A 24,466-nucleotide genomic window follows, 5' to 3' on the forward strand; every position below is an offset into this window, starting at 1 on the left:
AGTCGCCCCGTCAGCTCTCGCGGACGATGACGAACTCCGCGAGGTCGCGGAGGTACTCCAGCGGCTCCGAGTCTTCGACGCCCGAGGAGTCGAGGGCCGAAAGCGCTTCGTCGGCCTGCTGTCGGGCCCGGCGGTTCGCTTCCTCGGGGGTCAGGTCCGTCACCTGTACGAGCGACGGCCGGCCCATCTCGGCGTCCTGTCCCGTCGGCTTGCCGAGTTCCTCGGCGTCGGCCGTGGCGTCCAGCACGTCGTCGCGAATCTGGAAGGCGACGCCGACGCGGGCCGCGTAGTCGCCGAACGCCTCGACGACGTGGGCGTCGCCGCCGGCGGCGACGGCGCCGAGTTCGGCGGCGGCGCGGAACAGCGCGCCCGTCTTGCGGTGGGCGAGCTGCATGTACTCGTCTTCGTTGGACGGGACCGCGACGAGTTCGGTCGCCTCGCCCTCGCCGAGTTCGACCATCGATTCGGCGACGATGCGGGTGGCGCGGTCTGACGACGAGAGGAGGGCGAACGCCTCGCCGAGCAGGCCGTCGGAGGCGATGATTGCCGGGCCGTAGCCGTACTCGGCCCACGCGCTGGGCGTGCCGCGGCGGATGTCGGACCGGTCGATGATGTCGTCGACGACGAGCGAGGCGTTGTGGACGAGTTCGACGCCGACCGCGAAGTCGACGGCGTCCTCGGGGGTGCCACCGACGGCCTCGCAGGCGAGGATGGTCACGGCGGGGCGGACGCGCTTGCCCCCCGCGAGAGCGACGTGGTCGAGTTGGTCGGCGAGTTCCGACGGCTCGACCGCCGAGACGACCTCCTCGAGGCGGTCGTTTACCATCGTGACCCGGCGCTCCAGGTATTCCATTGTCGGTTCGTAGGGTTGGGTAGGGAAGTACGTACCGGATTTGGAGAAACCGCGCGACTGGGGTGCGGCGCTCAGAGAACACGTGCCCCGGAGACGTCGCTCACAGGTTCGCGTCCGCAAAAATCTGGACCAAAAAGATTGAACGTTTACTCGAACTGCTCGATGAGTTCCGGAACCACATGCGACCACCTTTTTCCGGACGCTCACAGGTTCGCGTCCGCAAAAACCTGGACCAAAAAGATTGAACGTTTACTCGAACTGCTCGATAAGCTCCGGAACGACTTCGAAGAGGTCGCCGACGATGCCGTAGTCGGCGATGTCGAAGATGGGCGCGTCGGGGTCGGTGTTGATGGCGACGATGTTCTCGGCACCCTTCATCCCGGCGACGTGCTGGACGGCGCCGGAGATGCCGATTGCGATGTAGAACTTCGGCGTGACGACCTTCCCGGACTGGCCGACCTGCCGGTCCTTCGGGAGCCAGCCGTTGTCGACGATGGGCCGCGACGACGAGAGCGTCGCGCCGAGCGCGTCGGCGAGTTCCTGCACGAGCTCGATGTTCTCTTCTTCTTCGATGCCGCGGCCGACGGAGACGAGCACGTCGGCGTCGGTGATGTCCACGTCGCCGCTGCCGACTTCCTCGAAGCCAGTCACGCGCGAGCGCACGCGTGACTCGTCAAGGTCGAACGAGAAGGCCTCGACCGCGGGCTCGCCCGGCTCCTCGGCGGCGTCCCACTCGCCGGGGCGGACGGTGACCGCGGCGCGGTCGGCGTCGACCTCGACGGTCGATTCGACCTTCGAGGCGTACATCTCGCGGGTGACGACGAGGCCGCCGTCGTTCTGGAGGCCGATGGCGTCGGTCACGAGCGGGAGGTCGAGGCGCTCCGCGACCGCGGGGGCGTAGTCGAGGCCGTTGACCGTGTTGCCCATGAGGACGTACGTGGGGTCGAGCTCCTCGGAGAGGGCCTCGACGGCCTGCACGTACACGTCGTGGTTGAACTCGTCGCCCTCGGCGACGGTGTGAATCGCGTCCACGCCGGCGAGCGAGAGCGCCTCGGCGAAGGCGTCCACGTCGCCGCCGATGACCGCGAGGTGGAGGTCGCCGCCGGTGTCGCCGACGAGGTCGGCGCCGGCCGTCACGAGTTCGAACGACACGTCGCGGGGGCTTCCGCGGCGGTGCTCGACGACGGCGAGCACGTCGCTCATTGCGCGCCCACCCCCTTCTCGCGGAGGACGGTCGCAAGGTCGGCGGCCTGCTCCCCGGCGTCACCCTCGAAGTAGGTCGCGTCGGACTCGGTCTCCGGCTCGTACACGTCGGTCAGGACGAGGTCGGACTCGACGGCCGCGGCGTCGAGGCCGAGGTCGGAGAGCGCGAGCGGCTTGATCTCCTTCGACTGGGCCTGCCGAATCCCGCGCAGGCTCGCGTAGCGGGGCTCGTTGATACCCGTCTGGATAGTGAGGACCGCGGGCAGGTCGACCTCGGTGAGCTCCTCCACGCCGCCTTCGAGTTCGCGGCGGACGTTCGCCACGCCGCCGTCGGCGTCGAGGTCGAGCGCGTTCACGACCGCGGCCCACTCGAAGTCGATGGCCGAGGCGAGCGAGACGCCGGTCGCGCCGAAGCTGTCGTCGTTCGCCTGCACGCCCGTCAGGACGAGGTCGGGGTCTTCCTCCTCGACGACCGCCGAGAGCAGGCGCGTCTTCGCGCCCACGTCGAGCAGGTCCACGCCGTCGAGCGCGTCGTCCCACACGCGGACCGCGCGGTCGACGCCCTTGGCGAGCGCCATGCGGATGGTCTCTTCGGACCGCTCGGGGCCGATGGTGACGGCGACGACCTCCACGTCGTCGTCGCTCTCCTCGGCGATTTGGACGGCTTCCTCGACCGCGTACTCGTCCCACTCGTTGAGGTCGTAGTCGAGGTACTGGTCCGCCACGCGGAGCCCGTCGAGCTCGAAGTCCTCTTCGACCTCGGCGACCTCCTTGACGGTTACGAGAACTTTCATCAACGTTCACTACCGACCGGGGAGAATAAACGTTTTCGCACCGCGGTCGTCGGCGACGCCGTCGCCCGATTACTCCTCGTCTTCGTCCTCGTCGGGGAGCGAGATGAGGTTCTCGCGGCCGAGGCGCAGTTTCTCGACGCGCCCCTCGTCGGCCATCGCCGACAGGAGCTGCGAGACTTTGGCGTCGGACCAGCCGGTCTCCTTGACGATGTTCGCCTGCTTCATCCGCCCGCCGCTCCGTTCCAAGAGGAGTTCGACCCGCTCTTCGTCCGAGAGTAAGTCGAGGTCGACATCGTCGGGCGCTTCGCCTGCTTCGCCGTCGTCGTCAACCTCTCCGTCGGTGCCGAGTTCGTCGGACGGTTCCGGCGTCGGCTCCTGACGCCGCGTGGGCGTCGATGCCGACGGTTCGACCGCGTCCGCGCCGCCCGGTCGCCGCCGGGTGAACAGGACGACACCCGCCACGAGCACCAAGAAGACGATGGCACCGCCACCGACGAGCGTCCACGGGATGGCTCCGTCCGACCCTGTGGAAACGTAACTCACGCTTAGTTGCTCGGTCGACTCGAACGTCCGCGGTCCCTCGGCGACGACGGCGTTGTTCTCCAGCGGGATGTCCGTGTCGCTGACGGCGTAGCCCGGGGGCGTCTGAATCGTGAGGTTCTGGTTCGACTGCAGGGAGGTGACCCACGTCTCGCCGCCGCCGGCCGAGAAGGCGTCACCGACGCGCAGCCCTTCGTCGGTCTGTTCCGCGAAGTTCGTCCACGTGAACCTCAACACGAGGACGCCGGTCCCGTTTTCGACGTACCCCGTCGTCGTCGCGTTCTGGACGGTCATCGACCGACCGGTCTGCTCGGCGGCCGTCTGGCTGACGCGCTGAAAGAAGGCGGCGTCGGGGCCGACGTCGGTGGTTCCCTGCTCGTACTCCTGTGCGAACTCTTCGAACGCCGCGGTCTCGTTTCGCGTCTCGAGCTCGTAGCGCATCTCGATGCGCCAGTCCGCCGAGCGGTCGTCGTGAACTCGAATCGATATCTCCGTCCGCGGCGACCGTTCGAGACTCGTCTGCTGGGTGACGAGCGGTGCGCGGCCGAGGGCGGCGGGCGCTTGCGAGCGAGAGTCGGTACCGAAATCGCCGACTCCGGAATCGTCGACTGCCGCGTCAACGCCGTGAGCGCCAACCGCAGTCATATCTGTGGCCGCCGCCGGGACTGCGACGCCGGAGACGATGGTGAGGAGGGCAACGATGAGGGCGGCGCTCCGCATACGTAAATCCGTTTCATCCGGCGATGAAAACGCTTTCCATCGACTCAACAGCGTCATACGCCGCCGAGGCCGACTCCCGTGGCTCGTGGGGACGACGGCGTCAAGAGGGTCATTTTAGTACCGGCACCGTGTACCCTCACGGCGATGAAGGCCCTCCCGCTCGTCGTCGTCATGCTCTTGGTGGCGTCGCCGGTTCTCGGCGCGGTCGGTCCCGCGGACGGCTCGGCCCAAGCGACGGCTCTCGACGAGCCGGCCCCCGCGCAGGTCCAGTCCCCGTCCAACGAGACGATTCACGTCCTCGATATCCCGTCGTCGCAACTGGTTCGAGCGACCGTCGAGCCAGCCCATGTCGACCTCGGCCCGTCCCTCGGCTTCGCCGGCCTCGATGCCAGCGGCGAGGTTCAGTCGCGCGCGTCGATCGAGCGTATCGAGTCCGCGGGCGACGACAGCACCCGCCAACAGCTCATTCTCGACGAGATAAACAGCATCGAGCAGCGCGCGATTGCGCTGCAAAGCGCACAGCGCTCCGCAGTCGAACAGTTCAACGCGGGGGAGCTCACCGCGCGCGAACTCCTCGTCGAACTCGCGCGAATCGACGCCGAGGCCCGCGGCCTCAACGAGCGACGCGTCGCCCTCCGGGAACTCGCCACCGAGACGCCGGACTTCTCTATCAACTCCGGCCGGCTCGCGGCGCTCGAACGCGAACTCGACACGTTCACGGGTCCCGTCCGAAAGTACGCCGTCTTGGTCATGACCGGGGAGTCCGATGCCGCGCGGTTCTCCGTCCGAACGAGCGAGACGGGCGTCGTCCTCGGCGTCGTAGCTGACGGAGAGTACGTCCGCGAGGCCTACCGCGCCGGGCTCCGCAACCGCGACCAGAGCACGGTCTCCTACGAGGAGGCGCTCGACATCGTCGCGGAGAGCTACCCCACCATCTACTCGAGCCGCGCCGCGCAGAACGGGACCAACGTCATCAGCGCCGGTGACAGCCACCGCGTGCGAATCAACTACGACCGCGGTCAGTTGACCGCCTACGTCGACGCCGGGAGCGGACGGGTGTTCAAGGAATCGCAGACCCGCCCCCTCGGTTCGATTGCGACCGGGGCCGTCGCGACCGAGGTCAAAGACGGCCTCGCGCTCACTGTCGACCGGACCTACCCCGGCGGACCGCTCCGAATCCAGCTGAACGAAAGCGGGAGCGACGACCCGGTAGACGCGAACGTCACCATCGGGCTCGAAGCCAGCCAAGAGAGCACGCTTCTCGGCCACACCGGTACCGACGGGACGCTCTGGACCGTCTCGCCGTCGTCCCCCTACACCATTACGGTGATTAAGGGCAACTCGGCGGTCGTGCTCACCACTTCACCGACGCCGATGCCCGACCTCGTCATGAACACGACCGCGGAGGCGAACGACAGCGCCGCGATGATCACCTCGACGCCGACCGAGTCGACGAGTTCCGCGTCGGTCGGTTCGGAGGGCGCACCGCCCGGTCCGCCGGCGGTCATCTGACCGGAGCTTCTTATCCCATGACGGGGCCACCCCGTCTCGATGTCCCGTCAGTTCCGCCGCTCGACTCGCGGCTCGTCCGTGCTCCTCGGGAGCGTGCTCCTCATCGGTCTCGTGGTCGTCGTCGCGGCCGCCGTCGGCGCGGCGGCGTTCGACGCGGCCGACTCCTCGCCGACGCCGACCCGGCCGACGGCGCTGTCGCTCGAGGTCTCGGGCGACACGCTGTCGCTGACCCACGAGGGGGGCGCGCCACTCGACGTGGAGTCACTCGCGATTCGAATCTCCGTGGACGGAGAGCCGCTCGCCCACCAACCGCCCGTGCCGTTCTTCTCGGCCAGCGGGTTCCGTCCCGGACCGACCGGTCCGTTCAACGCCGCGGCCGACTCCCGGTGGACCGCGGGCGAGACGGCGACGCTCGAACTCGCGGGGACGAACGACCCGGACATCGAACTCGGCGCGACGGTAACCGTCCGCGTCTTCGACGGGGAGACGCCGGTCGCGGCGCTCGAAGCGAGCGCGTCGTGAGTCAGGGGTGACGAAAACGAGCGTCCGAGTCGAACGCGGCGGTCGCGATTTATTCCTCTGGTGCGCGCGCGATGGTCACGATGGCCCGCGGACTGCCGGGCTGGCGCTGGAGGATGTGGTGTTCGATGTCGACGAAGCCGGCGGCCTCGAACATTCGGTCGGCCTCCTCCTCGTCGTAGAACAGCATGATGGCGTCCGCCAACTTCTGGAAGACGCCGGATTTCGGGTCGTCGGGACCGACGACGAGGACTTTGCTCCCCGGCTTCACCACGCGTCGGAACTCCTCGAGCGCGGTGACCGGGTTCGGCCAGTACTCGATGGAGCCGGACGACCAGATGACGTCGAAGGAGTCGTCGGCGAAGGGGAGCCGCTCTGCGTCCCCGCGATAGAACCTGACCTCGTCGTTCTTGCCGAACTTCTCCCACGCCTTCTGCATCTGGTGGATGCTCTGGTCGAGGCCGTGGACGTCGTCGGTGTAGCGGAGCAGTCCCTCGGTTCCGAAGCCGGTGCCACAGCCCACGTCGAGGACGCGGTCGCCCTGCTGGATGTCGAGCATCTCCAGCGCCTCGTCGCGCATCTCCTCGTTCCAGATGAACGGGTTCACCCGGTCGTACACCTTCGAGAGGTACTTGTAGAACAGGCGGGCCCGCGCTTTGTTTTCGAGGACTCCCATCGCGCCGGGATTAGGACTCACCGATGATAACGGTGCGGATTCGCCGCGCCGGTCGGCGTTCACGGGGGGTAAACCGCCGCGTTCCCCGAGCGTCTGTCACAGACTTTCCGCAAACACCTTATACAGCGCTTGTGCAACGTTCCTGTGATACGAGTATGCCGAGACAAGAGGTTCTCGAACGAATCAAAACGGCCGAGCAGGAGGCCGACGACATCGTTGAAGAGGCCGAGGCCAAACGTGAGGAGCTCGTCGCGGAGGCGCGTCGCGAAGCCGATGAGATTCGCTCCGAGGCCGAAGAAGAGGCCGCAGAGCTCGAATCCGAGCGTCTACAGGAGGGACGCGCGGAAATAGAGACGGAGCGGGAACGCATCCTCGAAGAAGGCGAGGACGCCCGCGACGAATTGGTTGCCGAGGCGGAAGACCACATCGACGACGCGGTCGAATTCGCCATCGGCAAATTCGAGGAGGCGGTTGATGCTCAGACCTGAGCAGATGAGCAAGGTCTCGGTGACCGGTTCCAAGGGCGTCATGCCCGAGGTCATCGAGGCTGTCCACGACCTCCGACTGCTGCACGTCACCGAATACGACGGCTCGTGGCAGGAGGAGTTCGGATTCGAGACGGGGTCGCCCATCGAAGGCGCCGAGAGCGCGTCCGACAAGCTCGTCACCGTCCGCTCGCTCAAGAGCATCCTCGGGGTCGAAGACACCGACTCCGGCCGGCAGCGCATCGTCCCCGACGACGCGCTCGGCGAGCCCCTCGAAGAGATTCGAGCCGAGGTCAACGAACTGGACGACCGCCGCTCAGAGCTCGAAAACGAGCTCCGCGCGGTGGACGAAGAAATCGACGCGATGGAGCCGTTCGTCGACCTCGGGCTCGACCTCGACCTGCTTTCGGGGTACGAGACGCTGCAGGTCGTCGTCGGACAGGGGAAGGTCGAACCCGTCGAGCGCGCCGTCGTCGACGCCGACGAGATCAACGCTTACGAGATCTTCTCGGGCGAGCGAACGCACGCCATCTTCGGCCGCCCGGTCGACGGTGCCGACGAGATGGCGCTCGCCGACGCGCTCGTCGGCGTCGAGTTCGCCACGCTCGAAGTCCCGGACGCCTCGGGAAGCCCCGAAGAGCACATCCGCAACCTCGAACAGCAGAAGCGCGAAATCGAGTCGAAGCTCGAGACCGTCGAGTCCGAGCTTCACGACATCGCCGTCGAGGAGGGCGAGTTCCTCCTCGCCGCCGAAGAGCGCCTCGCAATCGACGTCCAGAAGACGGAAGCGCCGCTCTCGTTCGCGACGACGGAGAACGCCTTCGTCGCCGAGGGCTGGATTCCGAGCGAGCGGTACAACACGTTCGCGAGCACGCTCAAAGACGAGGTCGGCGAGCACGTCGCGGTCGAGGAGCTCGAACGCGCCGAGTTCTCGCGTGACGGGCACGACCACGCGCGCGAGGATGTCGCCGAGAGTGGTGGCACGGTCGCCGCCACCGACGGCGGAACCGTCTCGATGTCCAGCGACGACCCGCCGGTCGTCCAGAAGAACAGCGGCGCAGTCAAGCCGTTCGAAATCCTCGTTCAGGCGGTCAATCGCCCGAGCTACTACGAGTTCGACCCGACCATCATCCTGTTCCTGACGTTCCCGACGTTCTTCGGGTTCATGATCGGTGACCTCGGGTACGGTGTCATCTACACCGCCATCGGCTTCTTCCTCTACTCGAAGTTCGATGACGGCGCGATCAAGAGCATGGGTGGCGTCACCATCGCCGCGGGGCTGTTCACGACGTTGTTCGGCATCCTCTACGGCGAGATATTCGGCTTCCACCTCATCACCGAGTACTTCTGGGAAGGCGTGCTCGGGATGTCGCACCCGCCCATCGAGAAGGGACTGTCGCCGGCCACCTCTGAGTGGGCCCTCGGTTGGCTCACTGTGAGCGTCGCCGTCGGTATCTTCCACATCAACGTGGGGTACATCCTCGACTTCTTCGAGAACTACGAACTCCACGGCGCGAAGGACGCAGTCCTCGAAAGCGGTTCGTGGATCCTCATGCTGAACGGCCTGTGGATCTGGATCTTCAGCGACGCGCTCGGTGGCGTGCCGCCGGAGTTCCTGTTCACCACGTTCGCGGCTGACGGGCTCATCCCGCTCGGCTTCTCCGGCTTCTCGTTCATCGTCGGCTGGGCCGGCTTCGGGATGTACATCCTCGGCGCGGTGCTCCTCGGGATGGCCGAACTGGCCGAACTCGTCGAGTTCGCCGCCCCGCTTTCGAACGTCCTGTCGTACACGCGTCTCGGCGCGGTCCTCATCGCGAAGGCGTCGATGGCGTTCGCCGTCAACCTGCTCGTCTTCGGCGTGTACGTCGACGACCACGGCGGCTGGCACTTCGGGCTCGGCGGGATGCCCGACTCCGCCGCGGTGGCGGCACTCGGCGCGGGTGAAACGCTGAGTTACCACGGCTACGAAGTGACCGAGGTCCTGTTCGGCGGCATCTTCCACACGGGTGCCGCGGGCGTCGTGGGCGGACTGCTCGTCCTCGTCGTCGGTCACCTGGTCGTCCTCGCGCTCGGCGTCACGAGCGCCGGCCTACAGGCCGTGCGTCTCGAGTACGTCGAGTTCTTCAACAAGTTCTTCGAGGGCGGCGGCCGCGAGTACAATCCGTTCGGGTACGACCGCGAGTTCACGACCGAAGACTAACCCTCTCCGGCGATTCTTTTTTGACTTCGTTCGCTCGGAGCGGCCGCTTTTGCAATGACGACGATTCCGCCGTCGTAGACAGACCGCTCCAGACGTTTTGGGAACCTTTATGATACGGCTGACGCCACATGCAGACGTTCGGAGACGACAATCCGGTACTCAGGAACACACAATGATTGAAGCACTTGAACCCCTCATGACTGCACTGCAGAATGAAACCGCTTCCTCGCCTGCGATCACCGAAGGCGCTGCAGCGGCCCTCTCCGTCGGTATCGCCGCCTTCGCCGCAGGCTACGCGGAGCGTGGCATCGGTTCCGCTGCGATGGGCGCCATCGCGGAAGACGAGGACCTCTTCGTTAACGGGCTGGTCCTTACGGTTCTCCCCGAGACCCTCGTTATCCTCGCACTGGTCGTTGTCTTCGCGGCCTAAGCACCCCCTCTCTTTCCCATTATGAGTTTGGACAACGTCGTTGAGGACATCCGAGACGAAGCCCGCGCACGCGCAGAGGACATCAGGCAGGACGGCCAGGACCAGGCGGACGAAATCGTCGCCGAGGCCGAGGCCGACGCCGAAGAACTCCTCGAGTCGCGGAAGGCGGACGTCGAGCAACAACTCGAACGGGAGCGCGAACAGGCGCTCTCCAGCGCGAAACTCGAAGCCAAGCAGGCTCGACTCAGCGCCCGTCGTGACGTGCTCCAGCGCGTCCGCGAGCAGGTCGAAAGCGAGCTCGCCGAGCTGGAAGGCGACCGTCGCGAAGAGCTCACCCGCTCGCTGCTCGACGCGGCGTCGGTCGAGTTCGAAGACGAAGACGAAGTCTCCGTCTACGGCCGTGCCGACGACGAGGACCTGCTTTCGAGCATCCTCGAAGACTACGACGGCTACGAGTTCGCCGGCGAGCGCGACTGCCTCGGTGGCGTCGTGGTCGAGGGCTCGAACTCGCGCGTCCGGGTGAACAACACCTTCGACTCGGTCCTCGACACAGTCTGGGAGGACAATCTGAAGGAAGTGAGTGCGCGACTGTTCGACGACCAATGAGCACTACAGGCGGCTCGAATCCCGAATACGTCATCGCTCGCGTTCGAGCGCGACGTAGTGCCCTGTTCGGCGACGAGGAGTACCGCAAACTGGTCCGCATGGGACCGGCCGAAATCGCTCGGTTCATGGAGGAATCGGAGTACGAAACCGAGGTCAACGCGCTCGGCAGCCGTTTTTCCGGCGTCGACCTCATCGAGTACGCGCTGAACCAGAATCTGGCGAAGCAGTTCAACGATATCCTCGACTGGGCAGACGGCCGCCTCTACGACCTCATCGCGCGGTACCTCCGGAAGTTCGACGCGTGGAACGTGAAGACGATTATCCGCGGCATTTACTCCGGCGCATCTCGCGAGGAGGTCGAATCCGACCTCATCCGCGCCGGCGAGTTCGACGACCGGCTCTTCTCGCGGCTGCTCGACGCAGGCGAGATGGAGGAGGTCGTCAACATCCTCTCCGGTACCATCTTCGGCGACGGCCTCGCGGCCGCCTACGAGGAGTACGAGGAAGTCGGCGTCCTCGTCCCCCTGGAGAACGCGGTCGACCGCGCCTTCTACGAGCAGCTGCTCGAGGGTCTGGTCGTCGGCGAAGAGGCAAAGAAGTACCGCGAGTTCCTCGAAGCCGAAATCGACTTCCGAAACGCTCGCAACGCGCTCCGCATCGCTCGCAGCGGTGCCGACCTCGACCCCGTCGACTACTTCATCGAGGGCGGCACGCTGTTCCGCGCGTCGGAGCTCGCGTCGCTGGCGACCAGCCCGGACGAGCTGGTGTCGAAGATTCGTGACAGCCGGTACGGCGACCGCCTCTCGACGGCCCTTTCGGACCTCGAAGAGGCCGACAGCCTCATCGGCTTCGAGCGCGCCCTCGACGCGGCGCTCTTGGAGTACGCGGACACGCTCGGTTACGTGTTCCCGCTTTCCGTCACGCCAATCGTCTCGTACATCCTCGCCAAGGAGCGCGAGGTCGACAACATCCGGGCCATCGCCCGCGGCCGCGAGGCCGGGCTGGACCCCGATGCAATAGAAGAGGAGCTGGTCATCCTATGAGCCAGGAAATCGCAGTTATCGGCAGTCCGGACTTCACCACGGGCTTTCGGCTTGCGGGCGTCCGCAAGTTCGAGAACGTCCCGGACGAAGCGAAGGACGACGAACTCGACGAAGCCGTGACGCGAACGCTGGAGGACGAGGACGTCGGCATCATCGTGATGCACGAAGACGACCTCGACCACCTCTCGCGCAACGCCCGGCAGTCGGTCGAGCGCAGCATCGAGCCGACGCTCGTGACGCTCGGCGGTTCCGGCGGCGCGAGCGGCCTCCGTGACCAGATCAAGAGAGCAATCGGTATCGATCTGATGGACGAATAACCAAACATGAGTCAGGCAACACAAGATTCCGTTCGCGAGGACGGAGTCATCGCAAGCGTGAGTGGTCCGGTCGTGACCGCCCGTGGCCTCGACGCCCGCATGAACGACGTCGTCTACGTCGGCGACGAAGGCCTAATGGGCGAGGTCATCGAAATCGAGGGCGACCTCACGACTATTCAGGTGTACGAAGAGACCTCCGGTGTCGGTCCCGGCGAACCCGTCGAGAGTACGGGCGAACCGCTGACCGTCGACCTCGGTCCGGGGATGATGGACGCCATCTACGACGGCGTGCAGCGCCCCCTGGACGTGCTGGAGGAGAAGATGAACTCGGCGTTCCTCGACCGCGGTGTCGACGCGCCGGGTATCGACCTCGAAAAGAAGTGGGAGTTCGAACCCACCGTCTCCGAGGGCGACGAGGTCGCCTCCGGCGACGTCGTGGGAACGGTCCCCGAGACCGTGACCATCGAACACAAGGTCATGGTCCCGCCGGACTTCGAGGGCGGCGAGGTCGTCGCCGTCGAGGAAGGCGAGTTCTCCGTCACCGAGACGGTCGTCGAACTCGACAACGGCGAGGAGATCACGATGCACCAGGAGTGGCCGGTGCGTCAGGCGCGTCCCGCCGCGGAGAAGAAGACCCCGCGCGAACCGCTCGTCTCGGGGCAGCGCATCCTCGACGGTCTGTTCCCCATCGCGAAGGGCGGAACGGCCGCGATTCCGGGTCCGTTCGGGTCCGGGAAGACGGTCACCCAGCACCAGCTCGCCAAGTGGGCCGACGCGGACATCGTCGTCTACGTCGGCTGTGGCGAGCGCGGTAACGAGATGACCGAGGTTATCGAGGACTTCCCGGAACTCGACGACCCGAAGACCGGCAACCCGCTCATGGCTCGGACGTGCCTCATCGCGAACACGTCCAACATGCCCGTGGCGGCCCGCGAGTCCTGTATCTACACCGGCATCACCATCGCGGAGTACTACCGCGACATGGGATACGACGTCGCGCTGATGGCCGACTCCACCTCCCGGTGGGCCGAGGCCATGCGCGAGATTTCCTCGCGTCTCGAAGAGATGCCCGGCGAAGAGGGGTACCCCGCGTACCTCGCCGCGCGTCTCTCCGAGTTCTACGAGCGCGCCGGCTACTTCACGACCGTCAACGGCGAGGAAGGTTCCGTCTCCGTCATCGGCGCGGTTTCGCCGCCGGGCGGCGACTTCTCCGAGCCGGTCACGCAGAACACCCTGCGTATCGTGAAGACGTTCTGGGCGCTCGACGCGGACCTCGCAGAGCGCCGTCACTTCCCGGCGATCAACTGGAACGAGTCGTACTCGCTCTACCAAGAGCAGCTCGACCCGTGGTTCGTCGAGAACGTCGAGGACGACTGGGCCGAAGAGCGCCAGTGGGCCGTCGACGTGCTCGACGAGGAGAACGAACTGCAGGAAATCGTTCAGCTCGTCGGTAAGGACGCCCTGCCGGAGGACCAGCAGCTGACCCTCGAAATCGCTCGCTACCTCCGCGAGGCGTACCTCCAGCAGAACGCGTTCCACCCGACGGACACGTACTGCTCCCCCGAGAAGACGTACGGTATCCTCACCGCCATCCACGCGTTCAACGACGAGGCGTTCAAGGCGCTCGAAGCCGGCGTCCCCGTCGAAGAGATTCAGGCCATCGAGGCGGCTCCCCGTCTGAACCGCATCGGTGTGCAGGAAGACTGGGAGGCGTACATCGAGGACCTCAAAGCAGAGATCACCGAGCAGCTCCGCGAGCTGTACTGAGACCATGAAGGAATACCAGACTATCACCGAAATCAGCGGCCCGCTGGTGTTCGCCGAGGTCGACGAGCCGATCGGTTACGACGAAATCGTCGAAATCGAGACGCCCCAAGGCGAAACCAAGCGCGGACAGGTTCTCGAATCCTCCGAGGGCCTCGTCGCGATTCAGGTGTTCGAAGGCACGACCGGTATCGACAGGAACGCGTCCGTCAGGTTCCTCGGCGAGACCCTCAAGATGCCCGTGACCGAGGACCTCCTCGGCCGCGTGCTCGACGGGTCCGGCCAGCCCATCGACGGCGGCCCCGAAATCGTCCCCGACGAGCGTCGGGACATCGTCGGCGCGGCAATCAACCCCTACTCCCGCGAGTACCCCGAGGAGTTCATCCAGACCGGCGTCTCCGCCATCGACGGCATGAACACCCTCGTCCGCGGCCAGAAGCTCCCAATCTTCTCCGCGTCGGGGCTTCCCCACAACAACCTCGCGCTCCAGATCGCCCGTCAGGCGACGGTGCCCGAGGACGAAGAAAGCGGCGAGGAGTCCGAGTTCGCAGTCGTCTTCGGCGCGATGGGTATCACGCAGGAAGAGGCGAACGAGTTCATGGAGGACTTCGAGCGCACGGGCGCACTCGAGCGCTCCGTCGTCTTCACGAACCTCGCGGACGACCCCGCAGTCGAGCGGACGGTCACGCCGCGTCTCGCCCTCACCACCGCCGAGTACCTCGCGTTCGACAAGGACTACCACGTCCTCGTCATCCTGACCGACATGACCAACTACTGCGAGGCGCTCCGCGAGATCGGTGCGGCTCGCGAAGAGGTCCCCGGTCGCCGTGGTTACCCCGGTTACATGTACACCGACCTCGCACAGCTCTACGAGCGTGCAGGTCGCATCCAGGGTCGCGACGGGTCCGTCACGCAGATTCCCATCCTCACGATGCCGGGTGACGACGACACGCACCCGATTCCGGACCTGACCGGCTACATCACGGAAGGTCAGATCTACATCGACCGCGACCTCAACTCGCAGGGCATCCGCCCGCCGATCAACCCGCTTCCGTCCCTGTCGCGTCTCATGGACGACGGTATCGGTGAGGGCCTCACCCGCGAGGACCACGCCGACGTGTCCGACCAGATGTACGCGGCGTACGCGGAGGGTGAAGACCTGCGCGACCTCGTGAACATCGTCGGTCGCGAGGCGCTGTCCGAGCGCGACAACAAGTACCTCGACTTCGCCGAGCGCTTCGAAGCCGAGTTCGTCAACCAGGGCTTCGACACGGACCGGTCCATCGAGGACACCCTCGACATCGGCTGGGACCTCCTGTCGATGCTCCCGAAGTCCGAGCTCAACCGTATCGACGAGGAGCTCATCGAGGACTACTACCACGAAGACGCCGAGTCGGTCGAAGCGGAAGCCTAGACCGCGACGAACGCCGCGTTCGTCCCTCGGTTCGATTCTCCTCTTCTATTCGCGCCCCGAGCCGTGCGGCCGCGCGCCGTCCGCCGTCCGCCGTCTGCCGTCCACCGTCCGCGAGAACTTCCTTATGGCTCGGCGACCACACCCCCGTATGGACGCCACTTCGTCTCGCGCGCACGTCCTCGCGGTCGTCGGTCCCGCCGTCGACCGGGAGCGACTCTTCGACGCGCTCTCGCCGCTTTCGGTGTCGTTCGCCGCGTCCGTCGATGCGGTGGCCCGGCGCGCCGAGGACGACCGGGTCGACTGCGTCGTGCTTGCGACCGACCGGCTCGCGGACGTCGAAGCGGTCCACGGCGCGCTCGCGGTCCCGCTGGTCGTCGTCGTCCCGACCGACGGCGACCTCTCGGCGGCGGCCGCCCGCGACGCCGGCGCGGCCGACGTGGTGCCGGTCGTCGACTCGAACCTCTTCGAGCGGCTTCCCGAACGAGTCGAAAGCGTCGTCGCGTGGCGTCGCCGCGGCGCGACGGCCGCGAGCAAGATAACCGAGGACCTGAAGGAACAGGCGATAGACGAGGCACCGGTCGGCATCACCGTCGCCGACTGCTCGCTTCCCGACCGACCGCTCGTCTACGTCAACGAGGCGTTCGAGGCGATGACCGGCTACTCGGCCGACGCGGCGCTGGGACGGAACTGCCGATACCTTCAGGGCCCGAACACCGACCCCGAGCGCGTTGCCGAACTCCGCCGCGCCATCGAGGCCGAAGAGTCGGCGTCGGTCGAACTGCTGAACTACCGCGAGAACGGCGAGACGTTCTGGAACCGGGTCGACGTCGCGCCGTTGAGCGGGCCGGACGGCGAGGTGACACACTACGTCGGCTTCCAGACCGACATCACGGAGCGCGTGCGCGCGGAGGCGGCCGCCGAGCGGTACGCCGAGAGAGTCGACGAAGAGCGCGAGCGTCTCCAGACGCTCGTCGAGCACATCGAGGGCTTGTTGGCGGACGTGACGAGCGCGCTCGTCCGCGCGGAGAGCAGACAGGAACTCGAAGCCGCCGTCTGCGACCGAGTCACCGCCGCCGGGTCGTTCACCTGCGCGTGGGTCGGTCACTGCGACCTCGCACCGGCGGTCATCGTCCCGAACGAGCGGGCCGGAACCGACACCGAATTCCTCGACGGCCTCGAAATCGACCGGTCCGACCCCGACGACCCCACCGCTCGCGCCGCGGAGACGCGGACCGTCCAGTCGGCGACCGTCGGTGACGGGAGCGTCTCCGGGGAGGCGCTCGTCCCGTTCGACTCGGTCATCGCGGTTCCGCTGGCCCACCGCGGGACGCTCTACGGCGTGTTGACCGTCTACACCGACGCCGCGGAACTCGACGACCAGGTTCGGGTGGTCTTCGGGACGCTCGGTCGGGCGGTCGGCGCGGCCATCGACGCGTTCGAGAGCCGGCGGTCCCTGCTGTCCGACGAGCGGCTCGAACTCGAAATCGAGGTGCGCGACGAGACGCAGCCGCTGGTCCGACTCGCCGCCGCGGGGGACTGCGAACTCTCGTACCGCGGCTCGGCCCAGCACGACGACGGGACCGTGAGTCTGTTCGTCTCGACGGACCCCGCGACGGAGTTCGACGAGGCCGACACCGCGCTCGACGGCCTTCGGAGCGTCGACGTCCTCCCCCGCGGTGACGACGCCGAACTCTACGAACTCACCTTCGCCGACGGGTCGCTCGTCCACCTCGTCGCCGACGCGGGCGGGCGACTCGTCGACCTCGAAGTAGACCGCCTCGGCTGTCGACTTACGGTCGTCGTCCCCGACCGCGTGGCGGGGCGGGCGCTCCTCGACGACTTCAAGTCGGTCGCGGCGAACGCCGAACTCCGCTCCGTGACGAACCGCTCCGAACCGCCGGAGGCGCGCCGCGAGTTCGTCGCGAGCGTCAACGACGACCTGACCGACCGCCAGCAGTCGGCCCTCCAACTCGCCTATCTCGGCGGGTATTTCGAGTGGCCGCACGCCGTCACCGGCGACGAACTCGCGGAGACGATGGGTGTCTCGCGGGCGACGTTTCACCAGCACCTGCACGCGGCGGAGCGAAAACTCATCTCTCGATTCTTCGACGGGGAGCCATACTAACGGGTCTCTTCGTTTTTCGATAGCCGCTCGATGTCTACCACTCTCGGTACGTCGACATCAGCACCGTGGCGACCCGCGAACTGAATCGCGGTCGTCGACCAACAGACGTGACATCACTCCGCCACGACGGATTTCGGGCGGTCCGGCCGGCCAGACAGTAAAAGATTAACACCCCAGGCGAACAACCCCCGCCAACGATGGCCGAAGACGTCAAGCCGACCCGCAAGAACTTGATGGCGATCGAAGATCGCATCGAACTCTCCGAGCGGGGCCACGACACGCTCGAACAGAAGCGTGACGGGCTCATCATGGAGTTCATGGATATCCTCGACCAGGCCCAGGACGTGCGGGCCAACCTCAACCAGGACTACGAGCGCGCGCAGAACAAAATCAACATGGCCCGCGCCATGGAGGGCGACGTGGCCGTCCGCGGCGCGGCCGCCGCGCTGAAGGAGTACCCGGAAATCACGACGCAGTCCAAGAACATCATGGGCGTCGTCGTCCCGCAGATCGAGTCCTCGCGCGTGAAAAAGACCCTCGACCAGCGCGGCTACGGGCTGCTCGGCTCTTCGGCCCGCATCGACGAGGCCGCCGACGCCTACGAGGAGCTCCTCGAATCCATCATCCTCGCCGCGGAGGTCGAGACGGCGATGAAGAAGATGCTCGAGGAAATCGAGACGACGAAGCGCCGCGTCAACGCGCTCGAGTTCAAACTCCTGCCGGAGCTCTACGAGAACCAGGAGTACATCGAGCAGAAGCTCGAAGAACAGGAACGCGAGGAGATCTTCCGCCTGAAGAAGATCAAGGCGAAGAAGGAAGAAGAAGAGAAGGAAGAACGCGCCGCCGAGGAAGCCGCCGCCGAAGCGGAAGCGGCGACGGCCGACTGAGGCCGACCCCGCGCGACCGTTCTCTCTCTAGTTCTCTCTCGGTCGGGTCTCCGACCGTTTTTCACCGTCTCGGCGCGTAGAGACTTCCATGTCCTGTCCCGACTGCGACGGTGAACTCGCCGTCTTCGCAGTGCCCGAACCGCTCGAGTCTCACGCGCCCGAGGCGGCGCTGACCGTCGGCTTGTGTGCCGGCTGCCTCCGACTTCACCCGGCGGAGACGGCGCCGACCGACGGCGACTCGCGCCCGCTCGCGGACGTGCTTCCCGAGGGCGACGCGGGCGCTTCGGTCGCGCTCCTCGTCGGCATGCTCGACTCGCTGGCGCTCAACCGCGCCGGCATCGTCGACTGCGTCGAGTTCGCCGAACGGTCCGGCATCGACGTGCATCTCACGCTCGACCGACTCCAGCGGGAGGCGGCCGACCCTCACTTCGACGTCGCCCGTCGGCAGGCGCAGTTGGACGCGTTCCTCTGAGCGCCGCCGCTCCGTGCTGTCTGACACCGTGGCGCGCGAAGACGCCGAGGAGGAGTCGTTTAGACGCCGGTGGAGTACCGGAGGATGCCGGCGATACCGCCGAACGCGTCGTAGAGCTGTTCGCCTTTCTCGAAGTCCGTGCTGATGAACTTCGTCTCGGTGCCGCGCTGGTCGGCGAGGTCCATGAGCCACTCGATGACGTCCTCGCGCTCTTTCAGTTCGGCCTCCGAGCCGCCTTCGCACTCGTGGGTCGGCGTGTTGTGACGGTGGTCGACGAGTTCGTACTCCTCTTGGCCGTCGCAGTCGTAGATGGCGATGTCCTTCCGCAGGTCCTCGGAGATGAGGAGGCGGTCGACCGACCCCATCACGAGGTTCTTCCGGGTCGCCTCGAATCCGTAGGTGGACTCGTTGCCGCGGTGGAGCTTCTCGAAGAACTCCTCCATCTGCTTTTTGTCCTTGATGACCTCTTGGTCGGCCAGCGCGTCCTGGCCGGCGTCGACGAGGTCGTACAGTCCGGACTCGTCGGTGTAGGCCACGTCGAACTTCCCGACGACGAGGTCCTGCAGTTCGTGGTGGAGGTAGTCGCCGTCGAGGAACTCGTCTTTCGTCGGCGAGGGACCGCCCACGAGGATGCCGTCCATCTCGTGTCGCTTGGGGACGAACAGGTCGTTGGCCATCCCGGCGACCTCCTGATAGAAGTTGTCGATGGCTTCGAGGCGGAGGCGGGCGAAACGCTGGGCGGACTGACCACCTTTGCGCTGCTTACCGGGGACGAGCGACGAGGCGCTCTTGACCGGCTCGACGCGCTTGCCCTTGAGCCAGCCGACGTTGGCCTCGCGGCGGTCGAGGACGATGAGCCCGAACAGGCCCTTGTCCATGAGCATGTCCTCGAGCGGTCCGGTGAGGAAGTTCGAGTCGCAGTGGTACCGGAACGACTGAATCGGCTCCGGCGGGCTCTCCAGCACCTTCGTGACCATGTCCGTCTGGCCGCCGCCGGAGTTGACCGCTCCGGAGAACATGACGATACCGCGGTCCGGTGGGAAGGTGTCGTAGTACCGGAGTCGGTCCTTGATGCTCGTCAGGGCGTCTTGGACGTTCGTTCGCGTCTGCTTCGATTTGATGTTAGACGCTTCGCTGTGCTCCGTGATGACGTGTTCGACCACGTCGGAAATCTGCTTGTCTTCGGGGATGTAGATGGTGACGAGCTGCGTTCCTGACCCTTCGTACTCTCGCAGGTCCTCGATGACCTTCTTGAATTCGTACTTTCGGCGGTCCTCGCTCGCCTCCTCGGCGTCGCTACTCATCACTCCACCTAGTCCCTCCAGCGGCTAAGTAACCTTTGACTGGGCACGTCCCGCGGTATCTCGCCGCATGAGCGGCCCTACGAACTGATTGTGGAGACCAGCGCGGTCGGAGAACATTTATGTGGCTGTCATGGGTGGACTTCGACGTTGGAATTATGGCCCGGGTGTACGCAGTTGCCAGCGCGAAAGGCGGGGTTGGAAAGACGACGACCACGGCCAACCTCGGGACGACGCTCGCGATGGCCGGTCACGACGTCGTCGTCGTCGACGGTGACCTCGGGATGCCGAACCTCGCCGGCGCGCTCGGCGTCGACCCGGACGGGGCGACGCTTCACGACGTATTGACAGGCGAGGCGGCGGTCGAGGCGGCCGTCTACGAGGGACCGGCGGGACTCTCGGTGCTCCCCGGCTCGAACGCCCTCGAAGCGTTCGCGACGGCGAACGCGAAGGAGCTCGAACCGGTCGTCTCGGCGCTCGAAGCGAGCTACGATATCGTCATCATCGACACCGGCGCGGGGCTGAGCGACGACACCTTCGTCCCGTTGAAGCTCGCCGACGAGGTCGTCTTGGTCTCCACGACGGAGCGCGAGTCGCTCGGGGACACCGAGAAGACCCGACAGCTCGCAGAGCGCATCGGCGCCGACGTGGTCGGCGTCGTCCTCACGCGCGTCAACCAGTCGAACCCGAACGCCGACGTGGTCGCCTCGCTCCTCGACGCCGGCGTCATCGCCGTCGTCCCCGAGGACCCGGCCATCCGCGAGGCGCTCAGCACGCAGGTTCCGGTCGTCGCCCGCTCGCCCGACAGCATCGCGGCCGCGGGCTACCGCGCCCTCGCCGAAGCGCTCACCGGCAAGCCGGTGCCGATTCCGGACGACGCGGTCGACTCGGCCGACTCCGAGGTCGCGGCGGACGAGTCGGACACGGAACCCGAACCGGCGGCCACCGCGGAACCCGCTTCCGACGCGGCCAGCGACGACGGCCGAGTCGACGACGAAGCGGACACGCCGGAGGCGAGTGAGCACACGTCGGTCGTTCAGGTCGACGCGGACCCCGAAGCGGACCCCGAGCCGAACCCGGAACCCGAAGTCGAAGCCGAGACCACTGACACGGACCCGGACCCGGCGGTCGAGGACACTGACGCCGACCCCGAACCGGATGACGACCTCGCGGCGTCGATTCCGTTCTCCGGTGGCTCCGTCGAGGCGTCGGACGACTCCACCGAACCCGACGCGGACCCCGCCGAGGACGCGGTCGAAGCGGACGCAGTCGCCGACCCGATGGATGGTGACGACTCCGCCGAACCCGACGGTGTCGTCGAAGCCCCAGACGCTGGTGCGGCCGCCGTCGAAGCCGGTGATGACGACGCGCCGGCCGACCCGCTGGCCGCCGACGCGTCCGACGACTCGATGGTCGCCGCCCCCGAATCGGTCGGCGACGAGGAACCGGAGAGCGACCCGCTGGCGGCGGACCTCGAAGCGGTCACTCGCGGCACCTCGACCGCCGACGACGAGGCCCTCGGTGACGCCGACGACGAGGCCGCCCTGGATGTCGACGCCGACGCCGGTGCGACGGGCGCGGACCCGCTCGCCGAAGGGGCGGTCGAAGAAGAGTCGGTCGGCGACCTGTCGCCCAGTTCACCGTCCGACGACCCCGCCGAGGCTTCCGAGACGCCGGCGGACGATGCTGACCCGGTGACTGCGGGTTCCGAATCTGAGGGTTCCGAATCCGCGGAGTCCGTCCCTGCGGACTTCGACCCCGCCGCCGAGGAGACGGACGCGCACGGCGCGGACGAACCCCTCGTCGCCGAGGCCGAGCCGAGTACCGCCGACGCTGATGCTGATGCGGACGCCGACGCCGGCGAATCGCCCGAAGCCGGCGGCGACGAGGAGGGCGTCTACACCACTTCGCTCGTCGAGGAGGTCGAGTCGTTCGACGACGACGAGCGCGACGAGAAGAAAAAGGGATTCTTCAGTCGTTTCCTCGGCTAAACGGGAAGGCCTTTTACTCGCGTCTGCGGAAAGCCCTCTATGGCAGACTCTGAGTCCGTTCCCTTCTGGTGGATAGTCCTGTTTCTCGTCCTCGCGCTCGGCAGCGGTGCCGCCGTCGTCTTCTCGGTCGGCGGGTCGCTCATCGCCGGGGCCGCGGCGCTCCCGCTTTTCTTCTGAACCGCCGGAAAAAAGCCGTCTCCGAAGAACTCGCTCAGCCCGCGGTCACATCGACTCGGGCGCTTCCACGCCCACGATAGCGAGTGCGTTCGCCACCGCGTTCCGCGAGGCCTCCACGAGCGCGAGGCGGGCCGCGCCGACCTCCTCGTCGGCGTCGAGCACGGGGCACTCGCGGTAGAAGGTGTTGAACACCTCGGCGAGTTCGCGGGCGAACGTCGCCACGGTGTGGGGTTCGAGGTCGTCGGCCGCGGCCTCGACGACGGCGGGGAACCGCGCGATGGTCGCCAGCAGGTCGCGCTCGGCGTCGGTCGTCAGCACGGTCGGGTCGACCTCGCTCGCGTCGAGGCCGGCGGCGGCCGCCTCGTCGGCGATGCCGCAACAGCGCGCGTGGACGTACTGGATGTACGGCGCGGACTGCGCCTCGAAGTTGAGCGCCTGGTCCCACTCGAAGGTGATGGTCTTCGTGGGCTGTTTGGAGACGATGTCGTAGCGGACCGCGCCGATGCCGACCTGCCGGGCGATGCGGTCGATGTCGGCCTCGCCGAGGTCGTCGTCGCGGGTGCGGCCTTCGAGGCGGGTCTCGACCTCGTCGCGGGCGCGGTCGATGGCCTCGTCGAGGAGGTCGTCGAGCATGACGCCCGTCCCCTTGCGGGTGGACATCGTCTCGCCGCCGGGGAGGTTGACCCACGAGTAGATGACGTTCTCCAGTTTGTCCACGTCGTTGCCGAGGACGTCCAGCGCGGCGCGGAGCTGTCCGGACTGGAGCTTGTGGTCCTCGCCGAGGACGGTCACGGCGCGGTCGTAGTTGTCGAACTTCCACTCGTGGTGGGCGAGGTCACGGGTCGTGTACAGCGAGGTGTCGTCCGACCGCAGGAACACGAGGTTCTTCTCGAAGCCGTAGTCGTCGAGTTCGAGCTGCCACGCGTCTTCCTCGTAGACGGCGTGGTCGGTCTCCTTGAGGCGCTCGGCGAGGTCGCGGGTGCTCCCGTCGAACATGAACCGCGTCTCCTTGACGAACTCGTCGAACTCCGCGGGGAGGCGTTCGAGACACTCGCGCATGCCGCCGAGCACCTGGTCGACCACGGTCTCGACGCGGGCGTAGGTCTCCTCGTCGCCCTCCTCGATGCCCTGGAGTATCTCGGTGATTTCCGCTTCGGCCTGTTCGACTTCCTCGGGGTCGGCCTCTTCGAGGAACGCGTTGCCCTTGCGGTAGTAGCGGACGAGGTCGTACTCGACGCGCTCGCGCGCGGGTTCGCTGTCGAGTTCCGCTTCGTCGAACGTCTCGTAGGCCCACGTGAAGACGGCCATCTGGCGGCCGGCGTCGTTCACGTAGTAGTGGCGGTCGACGTCGTTGCCGGCGAAGTCGAGCAGGTTGGCGACGGCGTCGCCGATGACCGGGTTGCGGGTGCGACCGACGTGGACCGGACCGGTCGGGTTCGCGCTCGTGTGCTCGACGACGACGCTGTCGCCGGTCGCGGGCAGGCGACCGTACTCCTCGTCGGCCGCGGCGGCTTCGAGGGTGTCGTCGTAGTAGGCGTCGGAGACGTGGAAGTTGACGTACGGGCCCTGCGTGTCGACCGCGGCGAGGTAGTCGTAGCCCTCGACGGAGAGTTCGTCTGCGATGTCGACGGCGATTTTCGGCGGCGGCGCGCCGACGACCCCGGCGAGTCTGAAGGCGACGCTGGAGGCGAGCGTCGCGGGTACGTCCTCCGGCGGTTCCTCGACCCCGAGGTCGTCGGTGGGCAGGTCGAGCGACGAGAGCGCCGCAGAGAGCGCCGTCTCGACCTCCTCACGGAACTGTCTGAACATGTACGCGGATTCTCGATAGGCGGCTAAAGGCCTTTCCGAACCGTCCGAGCGACCGCGCGCCGCATCGAACGGTGACGCTCGCTTCCCCGGTCGACGGGGTGGTCTCACCGCCGCTCGCTCCGATACCTTACTGGTTAGGTAATAGTGGTATATCGTAAGCGGACGACATTCAAATCACGGGCGGCGACCCGCCGCTCTCACCACCCCACCCATGAGTCAATGCAACCACTGCGATGCGTTCGTGTCGAACAACTTCGTCCGAGTCTTCGGCGACCAGGACGGCAACGTGTACGCGTGTCCCAGTTGCTCGGCGAACGCGGGTATCTCACAGGTCAGCACCGAGCGGAGAGCGTCCTCCCTCTGAAGTCGCCACCCGGCCGCAGACCTTGACAGGTCCGACGCACGCGGAAGCACGCGCTCGCCACACCACCCACCGCACTACCCACCACACACCCACGGCGCTTTCCGCGTCTCAACGCACCCCCACACCGACCACAGCGGCCGGCACCGGTTTCCCGAATCGCGAGGTTCGGCCGCGTTGCCCCCGGACAACACCCTTTTCGCCGCGATAGACTGACCGACGGACTTACCCGTCCGCGATTGGAACTGTCGCGTATCCACGGCGGTC

22 protein-coding genes are annotated in these 24,466 nt (G+C 66.6%); 15 read left to right on the forward strand and 7 right to left on the reverse strand.

Annotation, left to right across the window (positions count from 1 at the left end; genetic code table 11):
• Positions 1-10: 10 nt before the first annotated feature.
• The 4 genes from C5C07_RS01745 to C5C07_RS01760 form a co-directional block, all read right to left on the reverse strand.
• On the reverse strand, positions 11-853 hold the full coding sequence (locus C5C07_RS01745) for a polyprenyl synthetase family protein (RefSeq protein WP_050458509.1): 843 nt from the start codon (positions 851-853) through the stop codon (positions 11-13).
• Positions 854-1,102: 249 nt separating this feature from the next.
• Complete coding sequence (locus tag C5C07_RS01750; protein WP_115804435.1) at positions 1,103-2,056, reverse strand: electron transfer flavoprotein subunit alpha/FixB family protein; 954 nt, start codon at positions 2,054-2,056, stop codon at positions 1,103-1,105.
• Positions 2,053-2,850, reverse strand: a complete 798-nt coding sequence (locus C5C07_RS01755; protein WP_004973659.1) for an electron transfer flavoprotein subunit beta/FixA family protein — start codon at positions 2,848-2,850, stop codon at positions 2,053-2,055. The genes C5C07_RS01750 and C5C07_RS01755 overlap by 4 nt, the downstream gene beginning before the upstream one ends.
• 69 nt (positions 2,851-2,919) lie before the next feature.
• Positions 2,920-4,110: a hypothetical protein gene (locus C5C07_RS01760; protein ID WP_115804436.1), complete on the reverse strand. Its 1,191-nt coding sequence runs from the start codon at positions 4,108-4,110 to the stop codon at positions 2,920-2,922.
• A gap of 144 nt (positions 4,111-4,254) precedes the next feature.
• On the opposite strand from C5C07_RS01760, the gene C5C07_RS01765 reads away from it, so the two are divergent.
• Both C5C07_RS01765 and C5C07_RS01770 read left to right on the forward strand, forming a co-directional pair.
• Positions 4,255-5,622 (forward strand): hypothetical protein, encoded by a 1,368-nt coding sequence (locus C5C07_RS01765; RefSeq protein ID WP_115804437.1) that lies wholly within the window; start codon positions 4,255-4,257, stop codon positions 5,620-5,622.
• Positions 5,623-5,661: 39 nt separating this feature from the next.
• On the forward strand, positions 5,662-6,144 hold the full coding sequence (locus tag C5C07_RS01770) for a type IV pilin (RefSeq protein ID WP_115804438.1): 483 nt from the start codon (positions 5,662-5,664) through the stop codon (positions 6,142-6,144).
• Between the two features lie 49 nt (positions 6,145-6,193).
• On the opposite strand, the gene C5C07_RS01775 is transcribed toward C5C07_RS01770, so the two are convergent.
• The gene (locus tag C5C07_RS01775; RefSeq protein ID WP_004973651.1) at positions 6,194-6,817 is read right to left on the reverse strand and encodes a methyltransferase domain-containing protein; all 624 of its coding nucleotides are present in this window, start codon (positions 6,815-6,817) and stop codon (positions 6,194-6,196) included.
• A gap of 155 nt (positions 6,818-6,972) precedes the next feature.
• Between C5C07_RS01775 and ahaH the strand changes: the two genes are divergently transcribed.
• From ahaH to C5C07_RS01830, 11 genes are all read left to right on the forward strand, one after another.
• Complete coding sequence (gene ahaH, locus C5C07_RS01780; protein WP_004973649.1) at positions 6,973-7,305, forward strand: ATP synthase archaeal subunit H; 333 nt, start codon at positions 6,973-6,975, stop codon at positions 7,303-7,305.
• Positions 7,292-9,502 (forward strand): V-type ATP synthase subunit I, encoded by a 2,211-nt coding sequence (locus C5C07_RS01785; RefSeq protein WP_115804439.1) that lies wholly within the window; start codon positions 7,292-7,294, stop codon positions 9,500-9,502. Before ahaH ends, C5C07_RS01785 begins: the two co-directional genes overlap by 14 nt.
• Before the next feature lie 172 nt (positions 9,503-9,674).
• Positions 9,675-9,932 carry an ATP synthase subunit K gene (locus tag C5C07_RS01790; RefSeq protein ID WP_049913345.1) on the forward strand — a complete coding sequence of 86 codons (258 nt, stop codon included), beginning with the start codon at positions 9,675-9,677 and terminating at the stop codon, positions 9,930-9,932.
• 21 nt (positions 9,933-9,953) lie between these two features.
• On the forward strand, positions 9,954-10,538 hold the full coding sequence (locus tag C5C07_RS01795; protein WP_004973643.1) for a V-type ATP synthase subunit E: 585 nt from the start codon (positions 9,954-9,956) through the stop codon (positions 10,536-10,538).
• Positions 10,535-11,581, forward strand: coding sequence for a V-type ATP synthase subunit C (locus C5C07_RS01800; RefSeq protein ID WP_050458514.1), 1,047 nt, complete (start codon positions 10,535-10,537; stop codon positions 11,579-11,581). Before C5C07_RS01795 ends, C5C07_RS01800 begins: the two co-directional genes overlap by 4 nt.
• Positions 11,578-11,898: a V-type ATP synthase subunit F gene (locus C5C07_RS01805; RefSeq protein WP_004044608.1), complete on the forward strand. Its 321-nt coding sequence runs from the start codon at positions 11,578-11,580 to the stop codon at positions 11,896-11,898. The genes C5C07_RS01800 and C5C07_RS01805 overlap by 4 nt, the downstream gene beginning before the upstream one ends.
• A 6-nt stretch (positions 11,899-11,904) precedes the next feature.
• Positions 11,905-13,665: an ATP synthase subunit A gene (locus C5C07_RS01810; protein WP_004973639.1), complete on the forward strand. Its 1,761-nt coding sequence runs from the start codon at positions 11,905-11,907 to the stop codon at positions 13,663-13,665.
• Between the two features lie 4 nt (positions 13,666-13,669).
• Positions 13,670-15,076, forward strand: a complete 1,407-nt coding sequence (locus tag C5C07_RS01815) for an ATP synthase subunit B (protein WP_050458515.1) — start codon at positions 13,670-13,672, stop codon at positions 15,074-15,076.
• A 148-nt stretch (positions 15,077-15,224) separates the two neighbouring features.
• On the forward strand, positions 15,225-17,201 hold the full coding sequence (locus tag C5C07_RS01820) for a bacterio-opsin activator domain-containing protein (RefSeq protein WP_004973634.1): 1,977 nt from the start codon (positions 15,225-15,227) through the stop codon (positions 17,199-17,201).
• Between the two features lie 197 nt (positions 17,202-17,398).
• The gene (locus C5C07_RS01825; protein ID WP_004973633.1) at positions 17,399-18,088 is read left to right on the forward strand and encodes a V-type ATP synthase subunit D; all 690 of its coding nucleotides are present in this window, start codon (positions 17,399-17,401) and stop codon (positions 18,086-18,088) included.
• An 88-nt stretch (positions 18,089-18,176) separates the two neighbouring features.
• A complete protein-coding gene (locus C5C07_RS01830; protein ID WP_004973630.1) occupies positions 18,177-18,560 on the forward strand; it encodes a DUF6276 family protein in 384 nt (127 codons plus the stop codon).
• Positions 18,561-18,619: 59 nt separating this feature from the next.
• On the opposite strand, the gene prf1 is transcribed toward C5C07_RS01830, so the two are convergent.
• Positions 18,620-19,864: a peptide chain release factor aRF-1 gene (gene prf1, locus C5C07_RS01835; protein WP_004973628.1), complete on the reverse strand. Its 1,245-nt coding sequence runs from the start codon at positions 19,862-19,864 to the stop codon at positions 18,620-18,622.
• Between the two features lie 155 nt (positions 19,865-20,019).
• Between prf1 and minD the strand changes: the two genes are divergently transcribed.
• Positions 20,020-21,852 carry a cell division ATPase MinD gene (gene minD / locus C5C07_RS01840; RefSeq protein ID WP_115804440.1) on the forward strand — a complete coding sequence of 611 codons (1,833 nt, stop codon included), beginning with the start codon at positions 20,020-20,022 and terminating at the stop codon, positions 21,850-21,852.
• Positions 21,853-21,891: 39 nt separating this feature from the next.
• Positions 21,892-22,029 carry a hypothetical protein gene (locus C5C07_RS21540; RefSeq protein ID WP_193492883.1) on the forward strand — a complete coding sequence of 46 codons (138 nt, stop codon included), beginning with the start codon at positions 21,892-21,894 and terminating at the stop codon, positions 22,027-22,029.
• Between the two features lie 45 nt (positions 22,030-22,074).
• Here C5C07_RS21540 and argS read toward each other — a convergent pair whose 3' ends face one another.
• On the reverse strand, positions 22,075-23,838 hold the full coding sequence (argS, locus tag C5C07_RS01845; RefSeq protein ID WP_115804441.1) for an arginine--tRNA ligase: 1,764 nt from the start codon (positions 23,836-23,838) through the stop codon (positions 22,075-22,077).
• Positions 23,839-24,466: the final 628 nt, after the last annotated feature.

It is taken from the genome of Haloferax sp. Atlit-4N (assembly GCF_003383025.1).
Lineage (GTDB): Archaea > Halobacteriota > Halobacteria > Halobacteriales > Haloferacaceae > Haloferax > Haloferax gibbonsii.

What these genes read in the sequence shown, in the direction of transcription:
- C5C07_RS01760 (WP_115804436.1), bottom strand. Translation starts at nt 4,110, where the DNA reads ATGCGGAGCGCCGCCCTCATCGTTGCCCTCCTCACCATCGTCTCCGGC.
- C5C07_RS01810 (WP_004973639.1), top strand. Translation starts at nt 11,905, where the DNA reads ATGAGTCAGGCAACACAAGATTCCGTTCGCGAGGACGGAGTCATCGCA.
- C5C07_RS01790 (WP_049913345.1), top strand. Translation starts at nt 9,675, where the DNA reads ATGATTGAAGCACTTGAACCCCTCATGACTGCACTGCAGAATGAAACC.
- C5C07_RS01800 (WP_050458514.1), top strand. Translation starts at nt 10,535, where the DNA reads ATGAGCACTACAGGCGGCTCGAATCCCGAATACGTCATCGCTCGCGTT.
- C5C07_RS01745 (WP_050458509.1), bottom strand. Translation starts at nt 853, where the DNA reads ATGGAATACCTGGAGCGCCGGGTCACGATGGTAAACGACCGCCTCGAG.
- C5C07_RS01775 (WP_004973651.1), bottom strand. Translation starts at nt 6,817, where the DNA reads ATGGGAGTCCTCGAAAACAAAGCGCGGGCCCGCCTGTTCTACAAGTAC.
- C5C07_RS01765 (WP_115804437.1), top strand. Translation starts at nt 4,255, where the DNA reads ATGAAGGCCCTCCCGCTCGTCGTCGTCATGCTCTTGGTGGCGTCGCCG.
- C5C07_RS01750 (WP_115804435.1), bottom strand. Translation starts at nt 2,056, where the DNA reads ATGAGCGACGTGCTCGCCGTCGTCGAGCACCGCCGCGGAAGCCCCCGC.
- C5C07_RS01805 (WP_004044608.1), top strand. Translation starts at nt 11,578, where the DNA reads ATGAGCCAGGAAATCGCAGTTATCGGCAGTCCGGACTTCACCACGGGC.
- C5C07_RS01830 (WP_004973630.1), top strand. Translation starts at nt 18,177, where the DNA reads ATGTCCTGTCCCGACTGCGACGGTGAACTCGCCGTCTTCGCAGTGCCC.
- C5C07_RS01815 (WP_050458515.1), top strand. Translation starts at nt 13,670, where the DNA reads ATGAAGGAATACCAGACTATCACCGAAATCAGCGGCCCGCTGGTGTTC.
- ahaH (WP_004973649.1), top strand. Translation starts at nt 6,973, where the DNA reads ATGCCGAGACAAGAGGTTCTCGAACGAATCAAAACGGCCGAGCAGGAG.
- prf1 (WP_004973628.1), bottom strand. Translation starts at nt 19,864, where the DNA reads ATGAGTAGCGACGCCGAGGAGGCGAGCGAGGACCGCCGAAAGTACGAA.
- C5C07_RS21540 (WP_193492883.1), top strand. Translation starts at nt 21,892, where the DNA reads ATGGCAGACTCTGAGTCCGTTCCCTTCTGGTGGATAGTCCTGTTTCTC.
- C5C07_RS01755 (WP_004973659.1), bottom strand. Translation starts at nt 2,850, where the DNA reads ATGAAAGTTCTCGTAACCGTCAAGGAGGTCGCCGAGGTCGAAGAGGAC.
- minD (WP_115804440.1), top strand. Translation starts at nt 20,020, where the DNA reads ATGGCCCGGGTGTACGCAGTTGCCAGCGCGAAAGGCGGGGTTGGAAAG.
- C5C07_RS01825 (WP_004973633.1), top strand. Translation starts at nt 17,399, where the DNA reads ATGGCCGAAGACGTCAAGCCGACCCGCAAGAACTTGATGGCGATCGAA.
- C5C07_RS01820 (WP_004973634.1), top strand. Translation starts at nt 15,225, where the DNA reads ATGGACGCCACTTCGTCTCGCGCGCACGTCCTCGCGGTCGTCGGTCCC.
- C5C07_RS01785 (WP_115804439.1), top strand. Translation starts at nt 7,292, where the DNA reads ATGCTCAGACCTGAGCAGATGAGCAAGGTCTCGGTGACCGGTTCCAAG.
- C5C07_RS01795 (WP_004973643.1), top strand. Translation starts at nt 9,954, where the DNA reads ATGAGTTTGGACAACGTCGTTGAGGACATCCGAGACGAAGCCCGCGCA.
- C5C07_RS01770 (WP_115804438.1), top strand. Translation starts at nt 5,662, where the DNA reads ATGTCCCGTCAGTTCCGCCGCTCGACTCGCGGCTCGTCCGTGCTCCTC.
- argS (WP_115804441.1), bottom strand. Translation starts at nt 23,838, where the DNA reads ATGTTCAGACAGTTCCGTGAGGAGGTCGAGACGGCGCTCTCTGCGGCG.